Annotated in this window: 16 protein-coding genes and 1 pseudogene; 10 read left to right on the top strand and 7 right to left on the bottom strand. The window is 72.3% G+C overall.

Annotated features, from left to right (window positions below; genetic code table 11):
* Positions 1-10: 10 nt before the first annotated feature.
* The 3 genes from DB32_RS25430 to DB32_RS25420 form a co-directional block, all read right to left on the bottom strand.
* The gene (locus tag DB32_RS25430; protein WP_075098012.1) at positions 11-871 is read right to left on the bottom strand and encodes a helix-turn-helix domain-containing protein; all 861 of its coding nucleotides are present in this window, start codon (positions 869-871) and stop codon (positions 11-13) included.
* The gene (locus tag DB32_RS25425; RefSeq protein WP_053235236.1) at positions 868-2,391 is read right to left on the bottom strand and encodes a serine/threonine-protein kinase; all 1,524 of its coding nucleotides are present in this window, start codon (positions 2,389-2,391) and stop codon (positions 868-870) included. Before DB32_RS25425 ends, DB32_RS25430 begins: the two co-directional genes overlap by 4 nt.
* Positions 2,392-2,578: 187 nt before the next feature.
* Complete coding sequence (locus tag DB32_RS25420; RefSeq protein ID WP_169791552.1) at positions 2,579-3,808, bottom strand: serine/threonine-protein kinase; 1,230 nt, start codon at positions 3,806-3,808, stop codon at positions 2,579-2,581.
* On the opposite strand from DB32_RS25420, the gene DB32_RS25415 reads away from it, so the two are divergent.
* The 4 genes from DB32_RS25415 to DB32_RS47070 all read left to right on the top strand — a co-directional run bounded on the left by DB32_RS25415 (position 3,780) and on the right by DB32_RS47070 (position 8,325).
* Positions 3,780-5,018 carry a serine/threonine protein kinase gene (locus DB32_RS25415; RefSeq protein ID WP_053235234.1) on the top strand — a complete coding sequence of 413 codons (1,239 nt, stop codon included), beginning with the start codon at positions 3,780-3,782 and terminating at the stop codon, positions 5,016-5,018. The genes DB32_RS25420 and DB32_RS25415 overlap by 29 nt on opposite strands.
* A gap of 98 nt (positions 5,019-5,116) precedes the next feature.
* Positions 5,117-6,346 carry a formylglycine-generating enzyme family protein gene (locus tag DB32_RS47075; RefSeq protein ID WP_169791551.1) on the top strand — a complete coding sequence of 410 codons (1,230 nt, stop codon included), beginning with the start codon at positions 5,117-5,119 and terminating at the stop codon, positions 6,344-6,346.
* A gap of 268 nt (positions 6,347-6,614) precedes the next feature.
* Complete coding sequence (locus DB32_RS25405; protein ID WP_157069381.1) at positions 6,615-7,139, top strand: hypothetical protein; 525 nt, start codon at positions 6,615-6,617, stop codon at positions 7,137-7,139.
* Between the two features lie 259 nt (positions 7,140-7,398).
* The gene (locus DB32_RS47070; protein WP_053235231.1) at positions 7,399-8,325 is read left to right on the top strand and encodes a hypothetical protein; all 927 of its coding nucleotides are present in this window, start codon (positions 7,399-7,401) and stop codon (positions 8,323-8,325) included.
* Between the two features lie 74 nt (positions 8,326-8,399).
* On the opposite strand, the gene DB32_RS25395 is transcribed toward DB32_RS47070, so the two are convergent.
* Positions 8,400-9,923 (bottom strand): acetyl-CoA carboxylase biotin carboxylase subunit, encoded by a 1,524-nt coding sequence (locus tag DB32_RS25395; RefSeq protein ID WP_053235230.1) that lies wholly within the window; start codon positions 9,921-9,923, stop codon positions 8,400-8,402.
* A 36-nt stretch (positions 9,924-9,959) separates the two neighbouring features.
* On the opposite strand from DB32_RS25395, the pseudogene DB32_RS50290 reads away from it, so the two are divergent.
* From DB32_RS50290 to DB32_RS25365, 5 genes and pseudogenes are all read left to right on the top strand, one after another.
* Positions 9,960-10,112: pseudogene (locus DB32_RS50290) on the top strand (hypothetical protein); the annotation flags it as partial.
* 508 nt (positions 10,113-10,620) lie between these two features.
* Positions 10,621-13,557: an FHA domain-containing protein gene (locus tag DB32_RS25380; RefSeq protein WP_169791550.1), complete on the top strand. Its 2,937-nt coding sequence runs from the start codon at positions 10,621-10,623 to the stop codon at positions 13,555-13,557.
* A complete protein-coding gene (locus DB32_RS49645) occupies positions 13,554-13,958 on the top strand; it encodes a hypothetical protein (RefSeq protein ID WP_053235226.1) in 405 nt (134 codons plus the stop codon). Before DB32_RS25380 ends, DB32_RS49645 begins: the two co-directional genes overlap by 4 nt.
* The gene (locus tag DB32_RS25370) at positions 13,955-14,878 is read left to right on the top strand and encodes an ABC transporter ATP-binding protein (protein WP_053235225.1); all 924 of its coding nucleotides are present in this window, start codon (positions 13,955-13,957) and stop codon (positions 14,876-14,878) included. Before DB32_RS49645 ends, DB32_RS25370 begins: the two co-directional genes overlap by 4 nt.
* A complete protein-coding gene (locus tag DB32_RS25365) occupies positions 14,875-15,666 on the top strand; it encodes an ABC transporter permease subunit (RefSeq protein WP_053235224.1) in 792 nt (263 codons plus the stop codon). Before DB32_RS25370 ends, DB32_RS25365 begins: the two co-directional genes overlap by 4 nt.
* Here the strand turns inward: DB32_RS25365 and DB32_RS25360 are convergent, their stop codons facing one another.
* The gene (locus DB32_RS25360) at positions 15,667-16,086 is read right to left on the bottom strand and encodes a hypothetical protein (RefSeq protein ID WP_075097620.1); all 420 of its coding nucleotides are present in this window, start codon (positions 16,084-16,086) and stop codon (positions 15,667-15,669) included.
* 50 nt (positions 16,087-16,136) lie between these two features.
* Between DB32_RS25360 and DB32_RS25355 the strand changes: the two genes are divergently transcribed.
* Positions 16,137-17,501, top strand: coding sequence for a hypothetical protein (locus tag DB32_RS25355; protein WP_053235222.1), 1,365 nt, complete (start codon positions 16,137-16,139; stop codon positions 17,499-17,501).
* On the opposite strand, the gene DB32_RS25350 is transcribed toward DB32_RS25355, so the two are convergent.
* The gene (locus DB32_RS25350; RefSeq protein ID WP_053235221.1) at positions 17,502-18,683 is read right to left on the bottom strand and encodes a lycopene cyclase family protein; all 1,182 of its coding nucleotides are present in this window, start codon (positions 18,681-18,683) and stop codon (positions 17,502-17,504) included.
* On the bottom strand, positions 18,665-20,158 hold the full coding sequence (locus DB32_RS25345; RefSeq protein ID WP_053235220.1) for an FAD-dependent oxidoreductase: 1,494 nt from the start codon (positions 20,156-20,158) through the stop codon (positions 18,665-18,667). The genes DB32_RS25350 and DB32_RS25345 overlap by 19 nt, the downstream gene beginning before the upstream one ends.
* Positions 20,159-20,201 lie beyond the last annotated feature (43 nt).

Here is a 20,201-nt window from a genome sequence, read left to right as displayed (position 1 = left end):
GCTCGTACGATCACGCGCCGGCCGCGGATTGGAGAAACCCGAACTCGCGGCGCAGCGCGCCCGGCGTGAGGCCCGTGAACGCGCGGACGTCGTGCACGAGGTGCGACTGATCGACGTAGCCGCACGCGATCACCACGTCGGACCACGCGTGCCCTCGTCGAATCAGCGCGAGCGCCGCGCGGAACCTGGCGAGCCGACACGCGGCCTTCGGCGAGAGCCCGACGTGCTGGTGGAAGAGCTGCTCGAGCCGCCGCTCGCCGACGCCGACGTGCGCCGCGACGTCGCGCACCTTCTCTCGACCGCCGTGCTCCACGATGCGCTGCAACGCCGCGAGCGCCGCGCGATGCGGGCTCGCATCCACGCCGCGCAATCGCTCGCCGAGGATCGCCTCCATCACCGCGACCCGCGCGCGTCCGTGCGGCACCGCAGCGAGCCGCTCGCGCGCTTCGTCGGCCGCGCGTCCCCACAGCGCGTCGAGCGACACGCGCTCGCCTGCGAGCTCACCCGCGGGCACGCCGAGCACGTGGCCGATCGCGCCCGCGCGCAGGTGCACGCCCACCTGCTCGACGCGCCCCGCCATCCGGATGATCACGGGCGCGGTGCTCGCGCCGTGCACCTCCGCGTCGAGCGCATCGTCACCGCGCGGCCCCGGCACCGGATCGCCCAGCGTGAACGCGAGGTGCACCGTGCCGTCGGGCAGCACGCGTTCGACGATCTCCTCGCCTGCCGCGATCGGCTCGAGGCAGAGGTGGATGCGCGTCACGTGCGCGCGCAGCGCGAGCGAGGGCGCCCACGCGGAGTAGGGTGCGCTCTCGCTCGGCGGAGGCGACGCCGCGCTCGGATCCTCGGAGACGAAGATCCGCTCGCTCACGCGCGCTTCCGCGCCATCACCGCGACCACCGCGCCCACGCCGAGCGCGATCACCACGCGCGCCGCGGACCACAGCGGATCCCAGTGACCGGGCCGCAGCAGCGCGACGACCGACCACACGCGCGACGTGATCTCCATCGCGCCGAACGTGAAGACGCCCGCGCCGAGCGCGGTCCACGCGCGCGTGCCCACAGCTTCGATCGCGGGGCCGCTGCGCCACGCGCCGCGCAGCGCGCGAACGCTCCCCGCGAGCGCCGCCGCGAGCGCGACGACCGCCCCGAGCAGGACCAGCACGAGCTCCGCGTCGTGGATCGACACGCCCTCGCGCAGGCCGTCGACGAGCAGCGCGAGGAACGTGCCCACGCCGAGCGCCGCGCCGAGCGACGCGGTCAGCGCGCCGCCGATCGCGAGCGGCCGCGCCCACTTCGCGCGACGGTTGATCGACTTCGCGCGGGACGCGCTCACCGGGCGCGCGTCGTCGGTGATCACCGTGCTGGTGCCGCCCGCATCGAACACCGCGATCGCGTGCTCCATCTCGTCGATCGTCGCGAAGCGCGCCTCGGGATCGCGCGCCATCGCGCGCTCGATCACGGCCTCGACGCCCTCGGGGATCGCGGGCTCGATCGTGCGCGCGCGCTCCGGCGACTCCTCGAGCAGCTTCACCAGCGTGACGCTCGCGTCCGCCGAGCCGTAGGGCGCGCGCCCGGTGAGCATCCGGTAGAGCAGGGCGCCCGCCGAGTACACGTCGCTGCGCGCGTCGACGTTCGCCGCGCCGCGCGCCTGCTCGGGCGCCATGTACGCGGGCGTGCCGACGATCGCGCCGGTGCCGGTGAGCTCGGCGTCGCCGCCGATCTTCGCGACGCCGAAGTCGAGGATCTTGAGCGTCACGCCGCCCGCGGGATCGCGCGCGAGGAAGAGGTTCGACGGCTTCAGATCGCGATGCACCACGCCGCGCGCGTGGGCCGCGGCGAGCCCGCGGCACACCTGCCGGAAGAGCCGGATCGCCTTCGCCACCGGCAGCTTCGTCTCGCGCGCGAGGTGCTGCTCGAGATCCTCGCCCTCGAGCTTCTCCGCGACGATGCACGGACGACCGTCGGGCGTGCGCAGCACGTCGACCACGTCGACCACGTGATCGCTGCGCACCTGGCTCATCGCGCGCGCCTCGCGATCGAAGCGCGCGAGCAGATCCTCGCGCCACGCGAAGCCGTGGTGAATCACCTTCACCGCGTAGCGTCGCTCGAGGCGCAGGTGCTCGGCCTCGTACACGAGCCCCATGCCGCCCTCGCCGAGGCGCGACCGCAGACGGAACGTCCCGGCGAGCACCGCGCCGAGCATCGGATCCTCGGCGCCCGGTGGCATGCTCCCGAGCGGTGTGCCGTCGCTGGGGCACACGCGATAGCTCGTCGGATGCGTCGCGCCGCACGTCGCGCAGCGCAGCTCCCCCGGCGAGGTGCTCGCGCTCCCGAGCGCGTTCGGCTTCGCCAGCACCGTGGCGTCGTTCGACGCACCCGTGGCGGTCACTGCAGCGCCTCCTCGCACACGCGGCGATGTAGGCGCCGATCGCCTGCCTTCGACGTCACGCGCGCCTCACCACGCGGGAGCCTCCGAGCACCGATGTCAGGCACGTCTCCAGTCTAGCGCGACCCGCGCCGCGGAAACGTGACGTGGTGTCTCTCTGCAACGGTTCGATCGGAGCGGATGCGGCGCGTCAGTGCTTCTTGCGGCTGAGCTCGAGCGGGATCGCACCGCTCGCGTCGCGCTCGTCCGAGGACGTCCCGAAGAGCGCCGCGCGCACCCGCCTCGCATGCTCGACGTCGAGCGACGACACGCTGCGGCGACCGGTGCCGAGCCCGAGCTGCTCGCGCGCGTCGCGCACCTCCATCGCGATCGCGTGCATGTCCGGCGCCTCGTCGAGGTGGTCGCGCAGCACGCGGCGCAGCGCGAGCCCCATCGCGCGCACGTCCGGGAAGCGATGCGCAGGATCGCGCGCGAGCGCGGTGTGCACGGCCTCGGCGAGCGCGGGCGGCACGTCGGGGCGGATCGCCATGATCGGCGGCACGCTCGCGCGGGCCACCTTCTGCAGGATCTCGACGTCGCTCGCGCCGTCGAAGAGCCGCTCTCCCGCGAGCGTCTCCCAGAGCACGATGCCGACCCCGAAGAGATCGGTGAGCGCCGACGGCGGATGATCGAGCGTGAGCTCGGGCGCGAGATAGCCGAGCTTGCCCTTCACCGTGCCGGGGTTCGTCACGCGCGCGCGATCGGTGGCGCGCGCGAGCCCGAAGTCCGTGATCTTCACCGCGCCGCTGACCGCGAGCATCACGTTCTGCGGCGTCACGTCGCGGTGGAAGATCGGCGCCGCATCGCCGTCGGGCGTCTCGCGGGTGTGGGCCGCGTAAATCCCGCGCAGCACCTCGACGACGATCGCCACCGCGATCGGCCACGCGACCTGCTCCTCGACGAGCGCGTGCGCGTGGACGAGCCGACGCAGATCGAGCCCCTCGACCCACTCCATCACGAGGTAGTGCTCGCCGTGCTCGTCGCTCCCGAAGTCGTGGATGTGCACGATGTTCGGGTGGTCGAGCGTCGCGTTCACGCGCGCTTCTTCGACGAACATCGCGACGAACTGGGGGTCGATCGCCAGCGCGGGATGTGCGCGCTTGAGCGCCACGGGGCGCTCGAAGCCCTCCGCACCGAGCGTGATCGCACGCCAGACCGTCGCCATCCCGCCCTCGCCGGCGCGCTCGACGAGCTCGTATTTCCCGGCGATCCGCCGCCCCGGTTGGTCCCGCCCCACGGGCCGCGAGGATACCAGCCTCGCGTCTCCGCGGAGTCGAGGCGCCCGGGCCATTTCGTTCATCGCTGAAATGCCGCCGCGGATCAGGTACGCTGGCGCTCGCAGGCTGGAGCGGATGGCGGTCGACGCGCCGGGCAGGATCATCGCGGGGAAGTACGAGCTCGTCTCTCCCGCAGGCGAAGGCGGCATGGCCGTCGTGTGGAAGGCGCTGGCGCGCGGCGCCGGGAGCTTCCAGCGCCCCGTCGCGATCAAACGCATCCAGCACGCGAAGCACGCGGATCCGAGCTTCGTGAGGATGTTCGAGGAGGAAGCCCGCGTCGGCTCCGAGCTCCATCACCCGAACGTCGTGCAGATCCTCGACTTCGGCATGGACGAGGAGGGCGGCTACTACCTCGTGATGGAGTGGATCGAGGGGCTGGACATGTTCCAGTGGGTCCGCTCGTTCCCCAAGGGCCTGCGGGAGACGCCGTGGCCGCTCGTCGCCGCGATCGGCATCGAGGTGTGCCGCGCGCTCGCGGCCGCGCACGAGCGCGTCGACGCGCGCGGGCAGATCGTGCCGGTCTACCACCGCGACGTGTCGCCCTCGAACGTGCTGCTCGGCGTGAGCGGCGTCGTGAAGCTCACGGACTTCGGCCTCGCGCGCGCGATGGATCGCGCGAGCATGACGCGACCGAACGTCATCAAGGGCAAGCTCGCGTACTGCGCGCCCGAGCTGATCAGCGGCGCGAAGCCGAGCTCGCAGTCGGACCTCTTCGCGCTCGGCGTGGTGCTCTGGGAGGCGCTCGCGCAGAAGCGTCTCTTCACGGGCAAGAACGACCTCGAGGTCTTGCTCGCGGTGCGCAAGGGCGACGTGCCGAAGCTCTCGGAGCTGCGCCCGGACGTGCCGTACTCGCTCGCGCTCGCGGTGCACACCGCGCTCGAGACGCACCCCGACGCGCGCTTCGAGAACGCGAAGTCGATGGCGCGCGCGCTCGCCGCGGTGCTGCGCGCCGAGGCGGAGCACGCGGACGCGGAGCCGCTCGGCGCGAGCGTGCGCGCAGCGCGCGTGAGGCTCGGCAAGGACGCGCCGGAGGGCGCGCCGCAGCCGGTGCTCGAGGTGCCGACGCCGAAGCTCGGCGCGCCCGCGCTCACGCCGGTCTCGGAGCCCAGCGCGCAGGAGATCTCGCTGACGGAGCTCGAGGCGGTGGAGACGCCGGCCGTGCTGCCCGCGGAGAGCGCGAGCATGTCGGTCGAGAAGGCGCCGAACAAGACGGTGCCGGGCTCGCCGGCGGTGCTGTCGCCGGCGCCGAGGGGCCTGTGGCAGAGCGACGATCGCAGCGTCGCGGAGCCGCTGCCGCTCGTGAAGAAGAAGTAGCTCGTCGCCCGGCGCGATCTCCGCGCGCACGGTCGAGCTTCGCGTTCGCGCCCGACCCGCCACTGTCGAGATGCGTCGTGTTCGTCCATGATCGACGCGTGAAACCAGCCGTCGCCCGCATCGCGTTGGATCCGTCGTCGCGTGGGGTCGCGTCGCTCGCGAGGACGTTGCTCGTCGGGTCGCTGACGCTCGCGGGATGCGAGTGCGGCGCGCGCACCGGGCTCATCGGTCCCGACGCGGCGCCCCCCGATGCGTTCTTGGTCGACGCGGCGGCGGCCCCGTGCGGGCGCGAGCACCCCGACGTCGCGTGTGTGCCCGGCGGAGCGTTCGAGCTCGCGCGCTACTGGTGGTACGGCGAGCAGCCCGCTCCGCTGGAGATCGAGCCGTCGCCGGTCGCGCCGGCGATCCTTCCGACGTTCTGGCTCGATCGCACCGAGGTCACCGTGGACGCGTACGCCGCGGCGGTGCGCACCGGCGTCGTGCCTGCGCCGCCGGACGACTGCGGGGTGCGCTTCGTGCTCGGCGTCGATCCGGACACCGCCGTGATCGACAGCGTGCCCGAGACGTCCGGCTGGCATGGCGGGGTGCCCGACGACGCGCGCGGCGAGCACCCGGTCGTGTGCGTCACGCGCGAAGAGGCAGAGGCGTTCTGCGAGAGCCACGGAGGACGCCTGCCGCTCGCGCCCGAGCTCATGAAAGCGGCGCGCGGGGTTGGTCCCGGATCGCGGCGTTTCCCTTGGGGAGACGCGCCGCCGACGCGCGAGCGTGGCTGGGCGCTCCCCGCGAGCGGCGGCGAAGAGCAGTGGTGGATCGAGCATGCGACCGTCGGGCTCTGGTGGGGCGAGCCGGTGGCGCTGGAGACCCGCGCCGTGGGATCCGCGCCGCTCGGCGCGAGCCCGTACGGCGTGCTCGATCTCAGCGGCAACGTGAGCGAGCACCTGTTCGATTGCGTGGTCGACCTCGAGACCTCGTATGGCGGCGCGTCGACCGCCGTCATCGAGATCACGCGCCCGGCGTGGCGCGCCGAGTGTCCTCCGTCGGATCTCGCGCGCGGAACGATCCTGCTCGCGGGCAGCAACTGGGCGTCGACGACCGTCGGCGCGCTCTCGTTCGGCGTGGTCCAGCTCTCTCCGCTGCCTCGCGACGTCCACGAGCTCAGCAACGTCGGTGCGAGCGAGCCGATCGGTCATCCCGGGCTCCAGTTCGCCGGCGCGTTCGTTCCGGCGGAAATGCCTGCGGACACGAGCGACGTGCCGTCCGCGGCGGAGCGCCGCTCGTGGCTCGTCGGCTTCCGATGCGCGTACGACGTCGCGCCCGCTTCGCGCTGACTCGCTCGCTGCGCTCTTCGCGCGACTCCCGCGCTCGCGGCACGGCGAGCACGCACCACGATCGCTCGCGCGATTCGCGCGCGCACACCGCGACTCCGACTCTGACGGATGACCCCGACGAGGGACCATTCGATGATGCGCCACGGCGCAGTGCGCCCCGTGAATCGGGTCGCGTTCTTGTCGGCGCCACGGCGGTACCTAGCTCTCTCGTCATCAACGGACTTCCTTCGCGCGGCCCTTTTGCCGCCGATACGGGGAGGAGAAATCGATGTCGAGTGGGATGGGCGCGCGAGCGTGGCTCGCGGTCGTCGCCGCGCTCTTCGCGGTGGCTTGTGGTGACAGCGGCGGTGGCGACGTTCCAGCGGCCGACGGTGGTGGTCTGGGGAGCGAGAGCGACTCGGGCCCCGTCTCGTGCACCGCGGAGATGGCGAACGCCGCGTCGACCGTCGGCTGCAACGGCGGATTCCAGGGCGAGCCCGCGGAGAACGAGCCGGGCGGGCGCTGCACGCCGGGCACCGACGAGATGCCGGCGGGCACCTGCTCGACCGAGATGTCGATCTGCATGGGTGACCTCACGGGCAGCGGGATGGGCTGGTGTGTCAACACCTGCGCTCCGCCGGAGGCGCTGATCGACGCGCAGACGTGCCCCAGCGGATATCGATGCTTCCGCATGGGCACCGGCGTCGACGCATACGGCCTCTGTTATCGCGACTGCGATGCGGAGCACCCGTGTCAGGAAGGCTGGACGTGCAATCCGGAGCTGGGGCGCTGCGAAGAGACGCCGCCCTCGTGATCTAGAGCTCTCCACCGCGAGATCCGGGCCGTGCTCGGGTCGAGCGAGGGAATCGAGAGGCCGCCGCCGGATTCGAAGTCCGGTGGCGGCCTCTTCACGTCCGTCGCGGAGCGTGCCAGTCAGCGTGCCAGTCGTCCGATCCTCACAGTGCCAGTTGCGTCGCGAGTGTCGGGCGGTACGGTCGCCGCTTTTTCGCGATCGGGCTGGAGGGAGCTCGTTCGTTCGCGTGGAGGATGGAGACGTGGCTCGGATTTCAGCAGTGGTTCTTCTCGCGCTCGCGCTCGTGGCGTGTGGTGACGACGACGGCGGCACGACCCCGATGAACGACGCGGGTGGCGCGGACGGCGGTGGCGCGGACGCGGGCGGCGGCACCGGCGATGCGGGCGGAGGCGGCGGCAGCGACGCGGGGATCGAGGGCGATCCCTTCGACGCGGTGCAGATGGCGCAGGTCTCGCTCGCGACGACGCTCTGCGGTTGCGACTACGAGGCGCAGGGCTTCGCGAGCGCCGAGGACTGCGTGCTCGGGAACGCGGGCTCGACCGAGGCGCGCGCGTGTGACCGCGCGGGCTGGGAAGCGGTGAGCGACGAGGCGGCGGCGGAGACGTACTTCGCGTGCCAGGCCCACGGAGCCCGTGCGCTGTCGCAGTGCGCGGCCGACGCGGAGTGCGACGCGGAGGCGCTCGAGGAGTGCGGAGGCGCGGAGTGCGCGAATCCGCCCGAGGCGATCGCGACCGCGTTCCTCGGCGCGGTGGCGGAGTGCGTCGAGTCGACGATCGTCGGGACGACCGCGAGCACGTGCCCGGAGGGCGAGACGTCGAGCGCGCTGGGCGAGGCGGTCTTCTCGGGCACCACGACCCTCGCGGGCGCCGATCTCGCGGGCGGCACCGAGGAGTGCGACGGCGCGGACGCGCCCGATCGCGCGTTCCGTTGGACCGCGCCGGCCGCGGGCACTTACGTGTTCGACACGATCGGCTCGACGTTCGACACGCTGCTGTATCTGCGCGCGGCGTGCGACGCGACCGAGAACCTCGCGTGCAACGACGACGTCGACGTCGAGGCGGGCAACACGCGCTCGCGCGTGATGCTGACGGCGACCGAGGGCCAGGAAGTGATCGTGGTCGTCGACGGCTACTCCGACGTCGATGCGGGTCGCTTCGTGGTGAACATCGCGGCCGCGACCGAGTGATCGCGCTCGCGTGAACGGCGAAGAGGCCGCACCGGCTCGAGCCCGGTGCGGCCTCTCTTCGTTCCGTCGTGCGCTCAGCGCAGCTTCGCGATCGCGCCGAGGCGCCACGGGCTCATGCCCGGCGCGCCTGCGCCGCCACCGCCCATCGCCTCGCGCGCTGACTGCTTCGCGGCGCGATCGTCTGAGAGCGCGCGGTGCACCGCGGCCGCGATCGCCATCGCGTCGCCGGTGTCGCGCGTGGAGCCGCTCGTGAGCAGCGTCGCCTCGTTGCGCGGAATGAAGCCCGTGTCGTAGCGGCCGCGCACGAACTCGGGGTGCTCGAGCAGCGCGAGGTGGAACGGGATGTTGGTGCGGATGCCGCCGACGACGTACTCGCTCAACGCGCGCTTCATGCGCGCCATCGCGAGCTCGCGCGTCGGCGCCCACACGCAGAGCTTGCTGACGAGCGGATCGTAGAAGCTCGGGATCTCGAACCCCTCGTACGCGCCGCCGTCGTCGCGCACGCCGGGGCCGCTCGGCGTGCGCAGCACTTCGATCTTCCCGGGGCTCGGGAGGAATCCCGTCGCGGGATCCTCGGCGTACACGCGGCACTGGATCGCGTGGCCGCGCTGCTGCACGTCGGCCTGCGTGTACCCGAGCGGCTCGCCCGCCGCGATGCGCACCATCTCGCGCACCAGATCGATCCCCGTGATCAGCTCGGTGATCGGGTGCTCGACCTGCAGGCGCGTGTTCATCTCGAGGAAGTAGAACGAGCCGTCGGGCGCGAGCAGGAACTCGACGGTGCCCGCGCTGTGGTAACCCACCGCCTTCGCGGCACGGACCGCGACCTCGCCCATCTTCCCGATGAGCTCGGGCGTGCGCACCGGCGACGGCGTCGGCGTCTCCTCGACGACCTTCTGGTTGCGGCGCTGGATCGAGCAGTCGCGCTCGAACAGGTGCACGACGTTGCCGTGCTTGTCGCCGAGCACCTGGATCTCGACGTGGCGCGGCTCGACGATCAGCTTCTCGACGTAGACGTGATCGTCGCCGAACGCGCTCGCGGCTTCGGAGCGCGCGCGCTCCCACGCGCCCTTCAGATCGTTCTTCGAGTGCACGGCGCGCATGCCCTTGCCGCCGCCGCCGCCCGCGGCCTTGAGCATGAGCGGATAGCCGATGCGATCGGCCTCGCGCGCGAGCGTCTCGAAGTCCTTCGCGTCGGCGCCCGGCACGACGGGGACGCCCGCCTCGATCATCCGCGCGCGCGCCGAGGTCTTGTAGCCCATCGCGTCCATCGCCGACGCGTCCGGGCCGATGAACGTGATCCCCGCCGCGGCGAGCGCGCGCGGGAGCTCCGCCTTCTCGCTGAGGAAGCCGTAGCCCGGGTGCACCGCTTCCGCGCCGGTCTTCTTGCACGCGTCGACGATGCGATCGACGAGCAGGTAGCTCTCGCGGCTCGGCGACGGCCCGATGTGCACCGCTTCGTCGGCGACGCGCACGTGCAGCGCATCGCGATCGGCGTCGCTGTACACCGCGACCGACGCGATGCCCATCTCGCGCAGCGTGCGCATCACTCGCACGGCGATCTCGCCGCGGTTCGCCACCAGGACCTTGCGGAACATCTCGGTGCGTCCTCCGTCCGGAAAAGCGGGCGCAGCATGCAGGACGCAGCACGGCGGCACAACCGCGCGTCGCGATCACTCCGCGTCGGGCGGCACGGGCGCGGGGCCGGGCACCGTGAGCTCGAGGCGATGCCCCAGGAGGGCGCCGCAGTCGAGCACGGCGTGGGCGTGCTCGGCGTGCGGCACATCGTCGTGTGCGGCCACAGCAAGTGCGGCACGGTGAGCGCGCTGGAGAGGGGCGAGGTCCCCACGAAGCTCGCTCGTCGACGGCGGCACGAGCGCGCCGATGCAGCGCACGATGAAGAGTCGCCCGGGTGCGCGTTCATCAGCAGCCCCGGCGAGATGCGGCTGTCCGCGCACGTGACGAACATCGTGTGCGGGTGCTGTCCGTCGGGAGGTGCGCGAAGAGCGCGTCGTCGTGCGGCTTCTGCGCCGCGAGCGCGCGCCCTGCTCGACGTCCTCGGCGAGCCCTCTCGGCGCGAACAGCGCGCGCCACTCCGGCGAGAGCGCGCGCACACCGAGGTCCGCGCGTGGGCGCAGCAGCTCCGACGCCATCTCTCCCTTGGACACCGGGTTCCGGTATCCTCCGCGCGCTCGCATGATCACTTGCCCGCGCTGCCGAGCGCAGAACCCACCCAACGCTCAGTTCTGCGCGTCGTGCGGGCTCCGATTCTCCACCGGCGCAGAGGGCGCGCCGATGACGCGCGTCGGCGAGTCGGTGCCGATGCCCGCGCCCGTCACGGTGCCTTCGCCCGCGCCGCGCATGTCCGCGCCGGGCGCACCGCTCGCATCGTCGCCCGGCGTCGCCGCGCCGCGTCCGTCCGCCGTCTCACCGCCGCAGCAAGCCGCACCGCCGCGCACGATGGCGCTCGATCAGGTGAGCGCGCTCGGGCTCGTGGGCACGCCGCCGCCCGCCACCGAGATCACGCTCGGTCGCGATCCGGCGTGCTCGATCGTGATCGACAACTCCGTCGTCTCCGCGCGCCACGCGCGCATCACGAAGACGCAGCCCGCGGGGCTGCAGATCGACGACCTCGGATCGACCAACGGCACGTACGTCAACGGCGTGCGCGTCGTGCGCCAGGCGATCACGTTCCGCGACGACGTACGCCTCGGCTCGGCGCCGGTGCCGCTGTCGGATCCGCGCATCGCGAACCTGCTCGTGCGCGTCGTGCGACGTCCCGCGAAGGGCCAGCCGATCGTGCTCGGCAGCGCGGCACCGAGCGACGTCACGATCGAGTACCCCGACGTGGCGCCGCAGCACGCGCAGATCGTCGAGACGCCCGAGGGCGTGATGGTCGTGCGCGACCTCGGCGCGCCCGCGGGCACGTTCATCGACGGGCCGCACTTCCGCGTGACCGAGGCGCGCCTGCAGCCGAACTCGCTGCTCTTGCTCGGCGGGTTCCCGCTGCCCGTGCCGCTGCTCGATCGACTGCTCAGCGAGGCGGAGTCGGGCGCGTCCGCGCTCGCCGCCGCGGTCACGCAGAACGTCAACCTCGACCGCCCGGTGCTGCACGTCGGGCGCGGCGCCGAGAACGATCTCGTGCTCCCGCACCCGACCGTGAGCACGCGCCACGCGCGGCTCACGCGCGGCAGCGACGGCACGGTGCGCGTCGAGGATCTCGGCTCGACGAACGGCACCTACGTCGACGGCGAGCGCGTCTCCTCGCGCGGCGCGATCGCACGCCCCGGACAGCGCGTGATGGTCGGCGCGGTCGCGCTGATGATCGGCCAGGGTGGCCGCATCGCGGGCGCACAGCGCGCGAAGGTGCGGCTCGATCTCGTGCAGGTCGGGCTCACGGTGCCCGATCGCGGCAGCGGCAAGCCGCGCACGCTGCTCGATCACGTCTCGATGTCGATCTTCCCGGGCGAGCTCGTGGGCATGCTCGGCCCGAGCGGCGCAGGGAAGAGCACGCTGCTGATGAGCGTGCTCGGCCTCTATCGCCCGACGCACGGCGGCGTGCTGCTCAACGGTCGCCCGCTCTTCCAGCAGTACGAGTCGTTCCGCACGAACGTCGGCTACGTGCCGCAGGACGACATCGTCCATCCGCAGCTCACCGTGCGCGAGGCGCTCTGGTACGCGTGCAAGCTCCGCTTGCCGAGCGGCACCAGCAAGAAGGATCTCGACGCCGCGATCGAGCAGACGCTCAAGCAGGTCGGCCTCTGGGAGCAGCGCGATCTGCAGATCGGCAGCGCCGAGGAGAAGGTGCTCTCCGGCGGTCAGCGGCGCCGCGTGAACCTCGCGGTCGAGCTCGTCACCGATCCCTCGCTCTTGATCCTCGACGAGCCGACGAGCGGCCTCTCGTGGACCGACGCCGCCGACGTCGTCGCCACGCTGCGACGCCTCGCGGATGGCGGCCGCACGATCGTCCTCACGATCCACCAGCCCGACTACCAGGAGTACGAGAAGTTCGACACCGTCGCGATCCTCGGTCGCGGCGGCAAGCTGCTCTTCTACGGTCCGCCTTCGCCCGACTCGTACGAGTTCTTCGGCGCGGCGCCGGGCAAGCCGCGCGAGATGTTCGACCACGTCGAGCAGATGCCCGCCGACGAGTGGCGCGGTCGGTTCCAGAAGACCCAGACGTTCCAGCGCTTCGTCACGCAGCGCGCGCCCGGCGCGGACGCATCGACCCAGGGCCCGCCGCCCAAGCCGCGCAGTCGCTCGTCGCTCCGGCAGTTCCCGGTGCTGCTCGCGCGCTCGCTCAAGCTCACGCTGCGCAACAAGACCGCATTGTTGCTCCTCTTGCTACAAGCGCCGCTGCTCGGACTGCTCATCGGCCTCACCACCGCGGGCTCGACGACGTTCGCCGCGGGCTCGTTCGGATGTCGCGACACGACGGGCCCCGACACCGTCGACGAGTGCGCCTCGGAGCACGAGACGATCGCGTGCGATCCCGAGACCGTGCAGAGCGCGGTGCAGGCGCGCGTGATGCGTGGTGAGCCGCCGTTCAGCGACACGATGCAGCGATGGCGCGACGCGCGGATCCGCGATCCCCGCACCGGCCTGCTCGCGATCCTCATGGCGCTCTTCTTACCGATGATCATCGCGAGCTCGAACGTGCTCGTCGCGGAGCGCACGATCTACGAGCGAGAGCGGCTCGCGGGGCTCAACATCATCCCGTACGTGCTCGCGCGGTTCCTCGTGCTCGCGGGCCTCGGCGCGATCGTCGCGACGCTCAACCTCACGGTCGCGCTGCCGCTGCTCGAGCTGCGCGGCAATCCGTTCTGGTATTGGCTCGTCGGCGTGATGGTGACGAGCTCCGCGAGCGCGATGGGCCTCGCGCTCTCCGCTGCTGTGCGCAACCCGGTCTCGGCGCTCTGGGGCATCAACTTCCTGGTCATCCCGCAGCTGCTCTTCGCGGGATCGATCACGCGCCTCACCGGGTTCACCTGGCTCGTGAGCTGGTTCACCACGACGCGCTACGCGCTCGAGGCGCTGAGCAACGTCGATCTGCGCGCGCGCGGTCACCTGCACGTCTGTCAGATCGAGCGCTACATGGAGAATTTCCCGGGGTTCATCCCCTCGCTCCACATGCCGATCGTCTATGCGGCGACCGGCATCGGCACGCTCACGTTCGGCTGCGTGGTGCTCACGATGTTGCTCCTGCGCCTCAAGGACAAGCGCGTGGGATGAAGCGCGTGATGATGGCGATGATCGTGCTCACCGCGTGCAGCGAGCGCGCCCCGCAGCCCGTGACGACCGAGCGTCGCGACGAGCCGACGGAGCCGATCGCGACCCGTCGCGGTGGTCGCGAGGTGCGCGTCCGATGCGCGCTCGAGTGCGAGGGTGCGCGCGACGAGCTCGGGCGACAGCATCGCGCGTGCATCGACGACCCCACGAGCACGCCGCACCACGTCAGCGATCGCGCCGCGATGATCGCGCTCGGCTGCTGCAGCGAGGTGGAGGGCATCTACGCCGAGGCGTGCGGCGTCGAGTCGATCGAGGCGTGCGTCTCGCGCTGGAGCGCCGAGTGCGCGTCGGGGCGGCTGCAGTCGCCGGAGAAGCTGCAGCCCCGAGGAGGAGCAGCAGAGTGATCCGCGCGGAGAACCTCGGTCGTCGCTTCGGCGACTTCGTCGCGCTCGAGGGGCTCGATCTGGAGATCGCGGAGGGCGAGGTCTTCGGCCTGCTCGGACCGAACGGCGCGGGCAAGACGACCACGGTGCGACTTCTGACCGCGGTCATTTCTCCCACCACGGGTCGCGCCACCGTCGCGGGCTTCGACGTCGCGACCCAGGCCGAGCAGGTGCGCGCGCACGTCGGCATCCTCACCGAGACGCCGGGCATCTACGTGCGCCTCGACGCCGTCGAGAACCTGCGCTTCTTCGCCGACATCCACGGCCTGCGCGACACCGACGCCCGCATCCGCGCGGTGCTCGAGCGGCTCGACCTCTGGGCGCGCCGCAAGGAGCCGGTCGGGGGTTGGAGCAAGGGCATGCGGCAGCGCCTCGCGATCGCGCGCGCGGTGCTGCACGAGCCGAAGGTCGTGTTCCTCGACGAGCCGACGAGCGCGCTCGATCCCGCGGCCGCGCGCACCGTGCGCGAGCTCGTGACGGAGCTGCGCAGGGAAGGGCGCACGATCATCCTCTGCACGCACAACCTCGACGAGGCCGAGCGTCTCTGCGATCGCATCGGTGTGCTGCGCACGCGACTGCTGCGCGTCGACACGCCAGCGGGGCTGTGCCGCGACCTCGAGCGCGCGTGCACCATCGTGCGGCTCGCGACCGCGCACGGCGCGATCGCCGACGTCGCGCGCGCGCTGCCCTTCGTGCGTGACGTCGAGCTCGCGGGCGACACGCTGCGCATCGCGCTGGACGATCCCGAGTCGCAGAACCCCGCGCTGGTGCGCGCGCTCGTCGAGGCGGGCGCGGAGATCCGCACCGTCAGCGAAGAGGTGCGCACGCTCGAGCAGGTCTACCTCGAGCTCGTCGGTGCCGCGAAGGAGGCGCGCGCATGAACGTGCACCACGTCCGCGCGGTGATGCGTCGCGAGTGGATCGAGCTGCGCCGCAACCGCCTCGTGATGCTCACGATGGCGATCCTCCCGATGGCGCTGGTCGGCGCCGCGATCTCGACGACTGCGTTCCTCTCGCGCGTCCCCGACGCGGAGTTCCGCGGCGACGTCCCCGCCGGGCTCGCGCCGCAGCTCCAGGCGCTCGGCCGCGGTCGCGACGCGCTGCTCGCGCTCGTCGCCGATCAGTACCTCTCGATGCTGCTCCTGATCGCGCTCGCGCTGCCCTCGACGATCGCGGCGCACGCGATCGTCGGCGAGAAGGTCGAGCGCACGCTCGAGCCGCTCCTCGCGACGCCGATCGCGACGGGCGATCTGCTGCTCGGCAAGTGCCTCGCCGCGGTCGTGCCCGCGACGCTGATGACGCAGCTCGCGTACGTCATCACGCTCGCCGGCTTCCACCAGACGTGCCCGCCCGCGGTGTTCGCGCTCGCGGTGCGCGCGGTGTGGCCCGCGGCGTTCCTCGCGGTGACGCCGGTGCTCGCGCTGCTGAGCGCGCTCGCCGCGATCGTCGCGTCGTCGCGGGTCAACGATCCGCGAACCGCGCAGGGGCTCGTCGGATTCCTGGTGATCCCCGTCATCGTCATGGGGATCTCCACGGTGATGGGCGAGCTCTTCCTCGACGTGCGGCTCCTGCTCTGGGGTGCCGCGGTACTGCTCGGCATCGACGCGCTCGCCCTGTGGATCGCGGTGCGCCTCTTCTCGCGCGAAGCGATCCTCACGCGATGGAAGTGATCACTGCGGCGCGTCGCCCTGCACCTGCGGCTGCTCCATCACCATGAGCCGCGCGGCGCAGCGACCTTCCTGACAGAGGCATCCACCGCCGCAGTCCATCGTGCCGGAGCGGCAGTCCATCGTGCACATCGCGTCGCCGCAGCTCGGCCCGTTCGCGCGCGCGACGCACGCCGCGGCGTGGCAGCAGTCCGCGGGCACGCAGTCCGCGTCGGTCGTGCACGCGTCGGTGCCGACGACGATCTGCCCGCCGCTGGTCTCGCCGCTGGTCTCGCCGCCGCCGCTCTCGCCGCCCTGATCGTTGCCGGTGCTCGTCTCGGAGCCGCTCGTCTCGTCGCTCGGCGCGCTCTGCTCTTCGTGAGGTCCGCACGCCTGCAGCGCGATCACGAGCGAGAGGACCGAGATCATCATGGGTTGACGCATGCGCGCGAGCGTAGTTCCCGAGAGCGTCACGTCGAGTATCATCGCTGCGCGTGTCCGATTCTCCCGACGACACCAAGACCGACTCCGAAGTGCGCCTGCCCGAGGCGCGCGGGTCGACGCCTCCGCGCGCACCGAGCTCGTCCGGCACGCTCCGCGCTGCGCTCCCGCCGCTGCGATCCGCGCTGCCTCCGCTCGCGTCGTCGGCGCGCACCGGGTCGAGCGCGAGCCCGTCGATCGCGCCCACCGCGCTCCCGTCGAGCGCGATCGCGCGCACCGGCACGAGCCCCTCGGCGCGCCCTCCGCAGTCGCTCGTGCGACCGACCGCGCCGCCGCCGCCCAAGCGCTCGTCGAGCCTCCCGCCCGCGCTCGCCCGCGCGTCGACGCCGCCGCCCGGCAGCTCGCCCGACTTCCTGATCCCGCGCCCGCCGAGCGCGCCTTCGATCGCGACCGCGGCGCGCGCGTCGACGGCGCCCGACGTGTCGCTCGATCCCTGGCGCGAGCGCATCGCGCAGCTCGAGATCCAGCTCTCCGCCGCGCGCGCCGCCGCCAGCCGCGCGCAGCAGGACGCGATCGCGAGCCGCGAGCGCGCGGACGCGCTGAGCGCGCGGCTCGATCGCATCGAGAGCGAGCTCGGTGCCGAGCTCGAGCGCGCCGTGTCCACCGCGCGCGACGCGATGGCGCGCGCGGAGCGACCGCTCCCGCTCGAGGCGCTCGACGCGCGCACGAGCGAGGTCGAGACGCTCGCGCACACAGCCCGCGCGGGCGTCAGCGCGTTCCGCTCCGAGCTCGCGGAGAACCGCCGGCTCGACGAAGCGCGCGCCGTGCGTCTCGCGAGCATCGAGGATCGCGTCGCGCGCATCGAAGGCGATCCGCGCCCCGACGAGCTGCGCCTCGCGATCGATCGCATCGAGACGCGCATGCTCGGCATCGAGCGCGAGCAGGCCGCGATGCGGACGCGCGTCGATGCGCTGCTCGACGAGGTGCGCAGCGAGCGCGCGAGGATGTCGAGCGCGATCGAGAGCGCCGAGAAGGCGTTCGCGCGCATCGAGGAGCTCGCGGAGGCGCAGGACGAGCTGCGCACGGCGTCGAGCGTCGACGCGCTGCTGCCGCGGATGGCGGATCTCGAGTCGCTGGTGATCGAGAACGGTCGCAACGACGCGCGGCTCGAGAAGGAGCTCGAGTCGCTGCGCGCTCGGCTCGACGCGGCGCCCGTGCCTGCCGCATCGCCGGACGCCGCGAGCCTTCGCACGATCGCCGGCATCGGCCCCAAGATCGAAGCGAAGCTGCACGCGCTCGGCATCGCGCATCGCGCGGCGCTCGCCGCGCTCGACGACGACGCGATCAAGCGCGTCGCGTCCGAGCTCGCGATCAAGCGCGAGAAGCTCGCGGCGTGGCGCGACGCCGCCCGCGCGTAGTCAGCGCCCCATCCACAGCCCGCGCGAGCGCGCGATCTCCGCCATCACCGCGAGGCGCGGCACGGCGTTCATCACCGCGAGGTGATCGCCGACGCCGCCCTCCTCCGACAAGAAGCGCACGAGGCGCTCCGGGCTCGTGCGCGCGAACAGCGAGCCGAACACCTCGGGCGCGCTCGTCGGATGGCGCCGCAAGTACGCGAGGAACACGCGATCGTAGAACGTCGTGATCGGCGAGCGCACCGCGACCTCGGGCGGCACCGTCTCGCCGCGATCGACGCGCGCTGCCAGCGCTTCCACGTGACGCTGGATGAACGCGAACGCGTAGCCGCTCGACGGCTTCGCGCTCCCCGCGCGCAGGCCGATCGGCACGATGCGCGGATCGCGACGCGGCGTGATCTGCGCCGTGCTCATCGGGATCTGCCCGCGCTCGCGCCGCACGATCTCGACGCCGCCCGCGTGGTGCGCGTCGAGCCACTCGCGGATCCCGCGCTCGTACTCGGCCACCGCGAGCGGCACGTCGCCGAAGTACGTGTCCTCGACCAGCGCTTCGTTCGCCGCGTACGGGAGCACGTACACGAAGTGCGGCCCACGCGACTGCGACACCGAGAAGTCCATCAGCGTCGCGATCCCGGGCTCGAAGATCGCCCGCTCGGTGCGCACGACCCAGCCGACGAAGTGCTGGATCCAGCGCACGTCGTCCTCGCGCGGCCGCTCGTCGGGCCCGCCTCCGCGCGCGTCCCACGCGATGCGCGCGCGCAGCGTCCCGCCACCGGTCTCGATGCGCACCTGCGCGCCCTCGTCGACGATCGCGTCCGCGCGCACCCCGCGCTCGAGCCGCACGCCCTCGCTCGTTTCGACGCGCGCGATCGCTTCCTCGAAGAAGCGCGTCGAGTCCACGTGCTCGTAGGGCCGCCCCGGCACGCTGCGCTCGATCACGCGCCCGCCGGCGATCACGCGCCACCGATCCCAGCGATGCGTGATCGCGCGCTCGAACGGGTGCGGCGCGCCGCGGAACATGCACCACGTGCGATCGCCGCCGAGCTCTTCGCGCGGATCGATCACGAGCACACGCCCGCGCTCGCGCGGCGTGCGCATCGCGAGCCGCACCGCGAGCGAGAGCCCGGCGCAGCCCGCGCCGACGATCACGTGCTCCGCGTCGAGCGTCACGCGCGCGGCACCCACGGCGCGAGCACGCCGCGCGGCGGCACCGTGCGGATCGGCTCTTCCGCGACGCCCAGCGACGCCGCGATGCCGCTCGCCGCGCGGAACCCCGACGCGACCGCGCGCTCCATCAACGCGCTGGGGAACGGCAGCTTCACGAAGTCGCCCGCGAGCCACAGCCCCGGCACCGGCGTCTCCACACCCGGCCGCGTCGCGTGCGATCCCGGCGCGAACGAAGGGCAGTCGCGACGCACGAGATACCGCTCGTCGAGCACCTTCACGTCGCGCGCCTCCGGATAGATCTCGTAGAGCCCGTCCATCAGCGCGCGACGGATCTCCGCCTCGTCCATCCACTCGTCGACCGCGTACGCGTGCAGCTCGACGATCGAGCCGCCGGTGCGCCGCGCCCACTCCGCGCTCTCGCCCTCGAGCTTCTCGTAGATCGACACGTTGTCGAGGATGCCGAGCCCGGTCGTGCCCGCGAACGGCGCGCGATCGGCGCGCAGCGGTCGATCGATCCAGAGCCTCCACACGACGAACGGCAGCGTCACGTCGAGCGACGCGACCTCGCGCGTCCACGCATCGACGCGCGACGACGAGCCGTTCGCTTCGTCGCGCAGCGACGGCGACGCATCGACGAGCGCGCGCAGCGCCGGCACCGTCACCGCGAGCACCAGCGAGTCGCCCTCCTCGCGACCGCTCGAGTGCTCGACCGAGAGGCGCGCGCCGCGACGCACGATGCGCGACACCTCGCTCTCCATCACGAAGCGCACGCCGCGCGCTTCGAGGTACGCGCGCAGCGGCTTCCACAGCGCGGTGGAGAACGGCTCGCGCAGCACGTCGAACACGAGGCCCTCGGGGTTCCCGAGGAAGTAGAAGTGGAACATCGCGAGCAGCTCGGCCGCCGAGTACTCGTGCTCCGGATTGAAGAACGAGTGCGCGAAGACATCGAACAACATCTGCCGTGCGCGCGTGGGGAACCCGAGCGAGTCGAGGTACTCGCGCGCCGTGACGTGATCCCACTTCGCATACGTCGCGCTCGGATCGAACGCGACCATCTCCGTCGCCGGGCGCACGTCGATGCGCGGCAGATCGCGGAGGCGCAGCGACGGAGTGCGCCACACGAGCGCGAGGAGGTTGAGCGGCACGCGCCGCGGCAGACCCGAGAACGACTCGCTCCATCCGCGCGGGCCGAGCAGCGGATAGTCCTCGAGCGGGCGCAGGCACGAGAGCGACGGATCGATCCGCCGCAGCAGCGCGCGGACGTTGTAGTACTGCCTGAAGAACGCGTGGAACCCGCGCTCCATCTCGAAGCGCGTTCCGTCCGCGAGCTGGTCCTCCCACGCGCCGACGCGCCCGCCGAGGTAGCGCTCCTTCTCGATCACGGTCACGCGCACGCCGCGCTCCGCGAGCACCGTCGCTGCCGCGCACCCTGCGAGCCCACCGCCCACGATCACGACGTGCGCGCGCTCGGCTCCTGGACCCCTCGTCGTCATCCGCACCCTTTCGCGAGAGCCCGAGGACATGGGCACGCTGCTG

The sequence above is a fragment of the Sandaracinus amylolyticus genome (assembly GCF_000737325.1).
GTDB lineage: Bacteria > Myxococcota_A > Polyangia > Polyangiales > Sandaracinaceae > Sandaracinus > Sandaracinus amylolyticus.
This window is presented reverse-complemented; position numbering and strand designations above follow the sequence as displayed.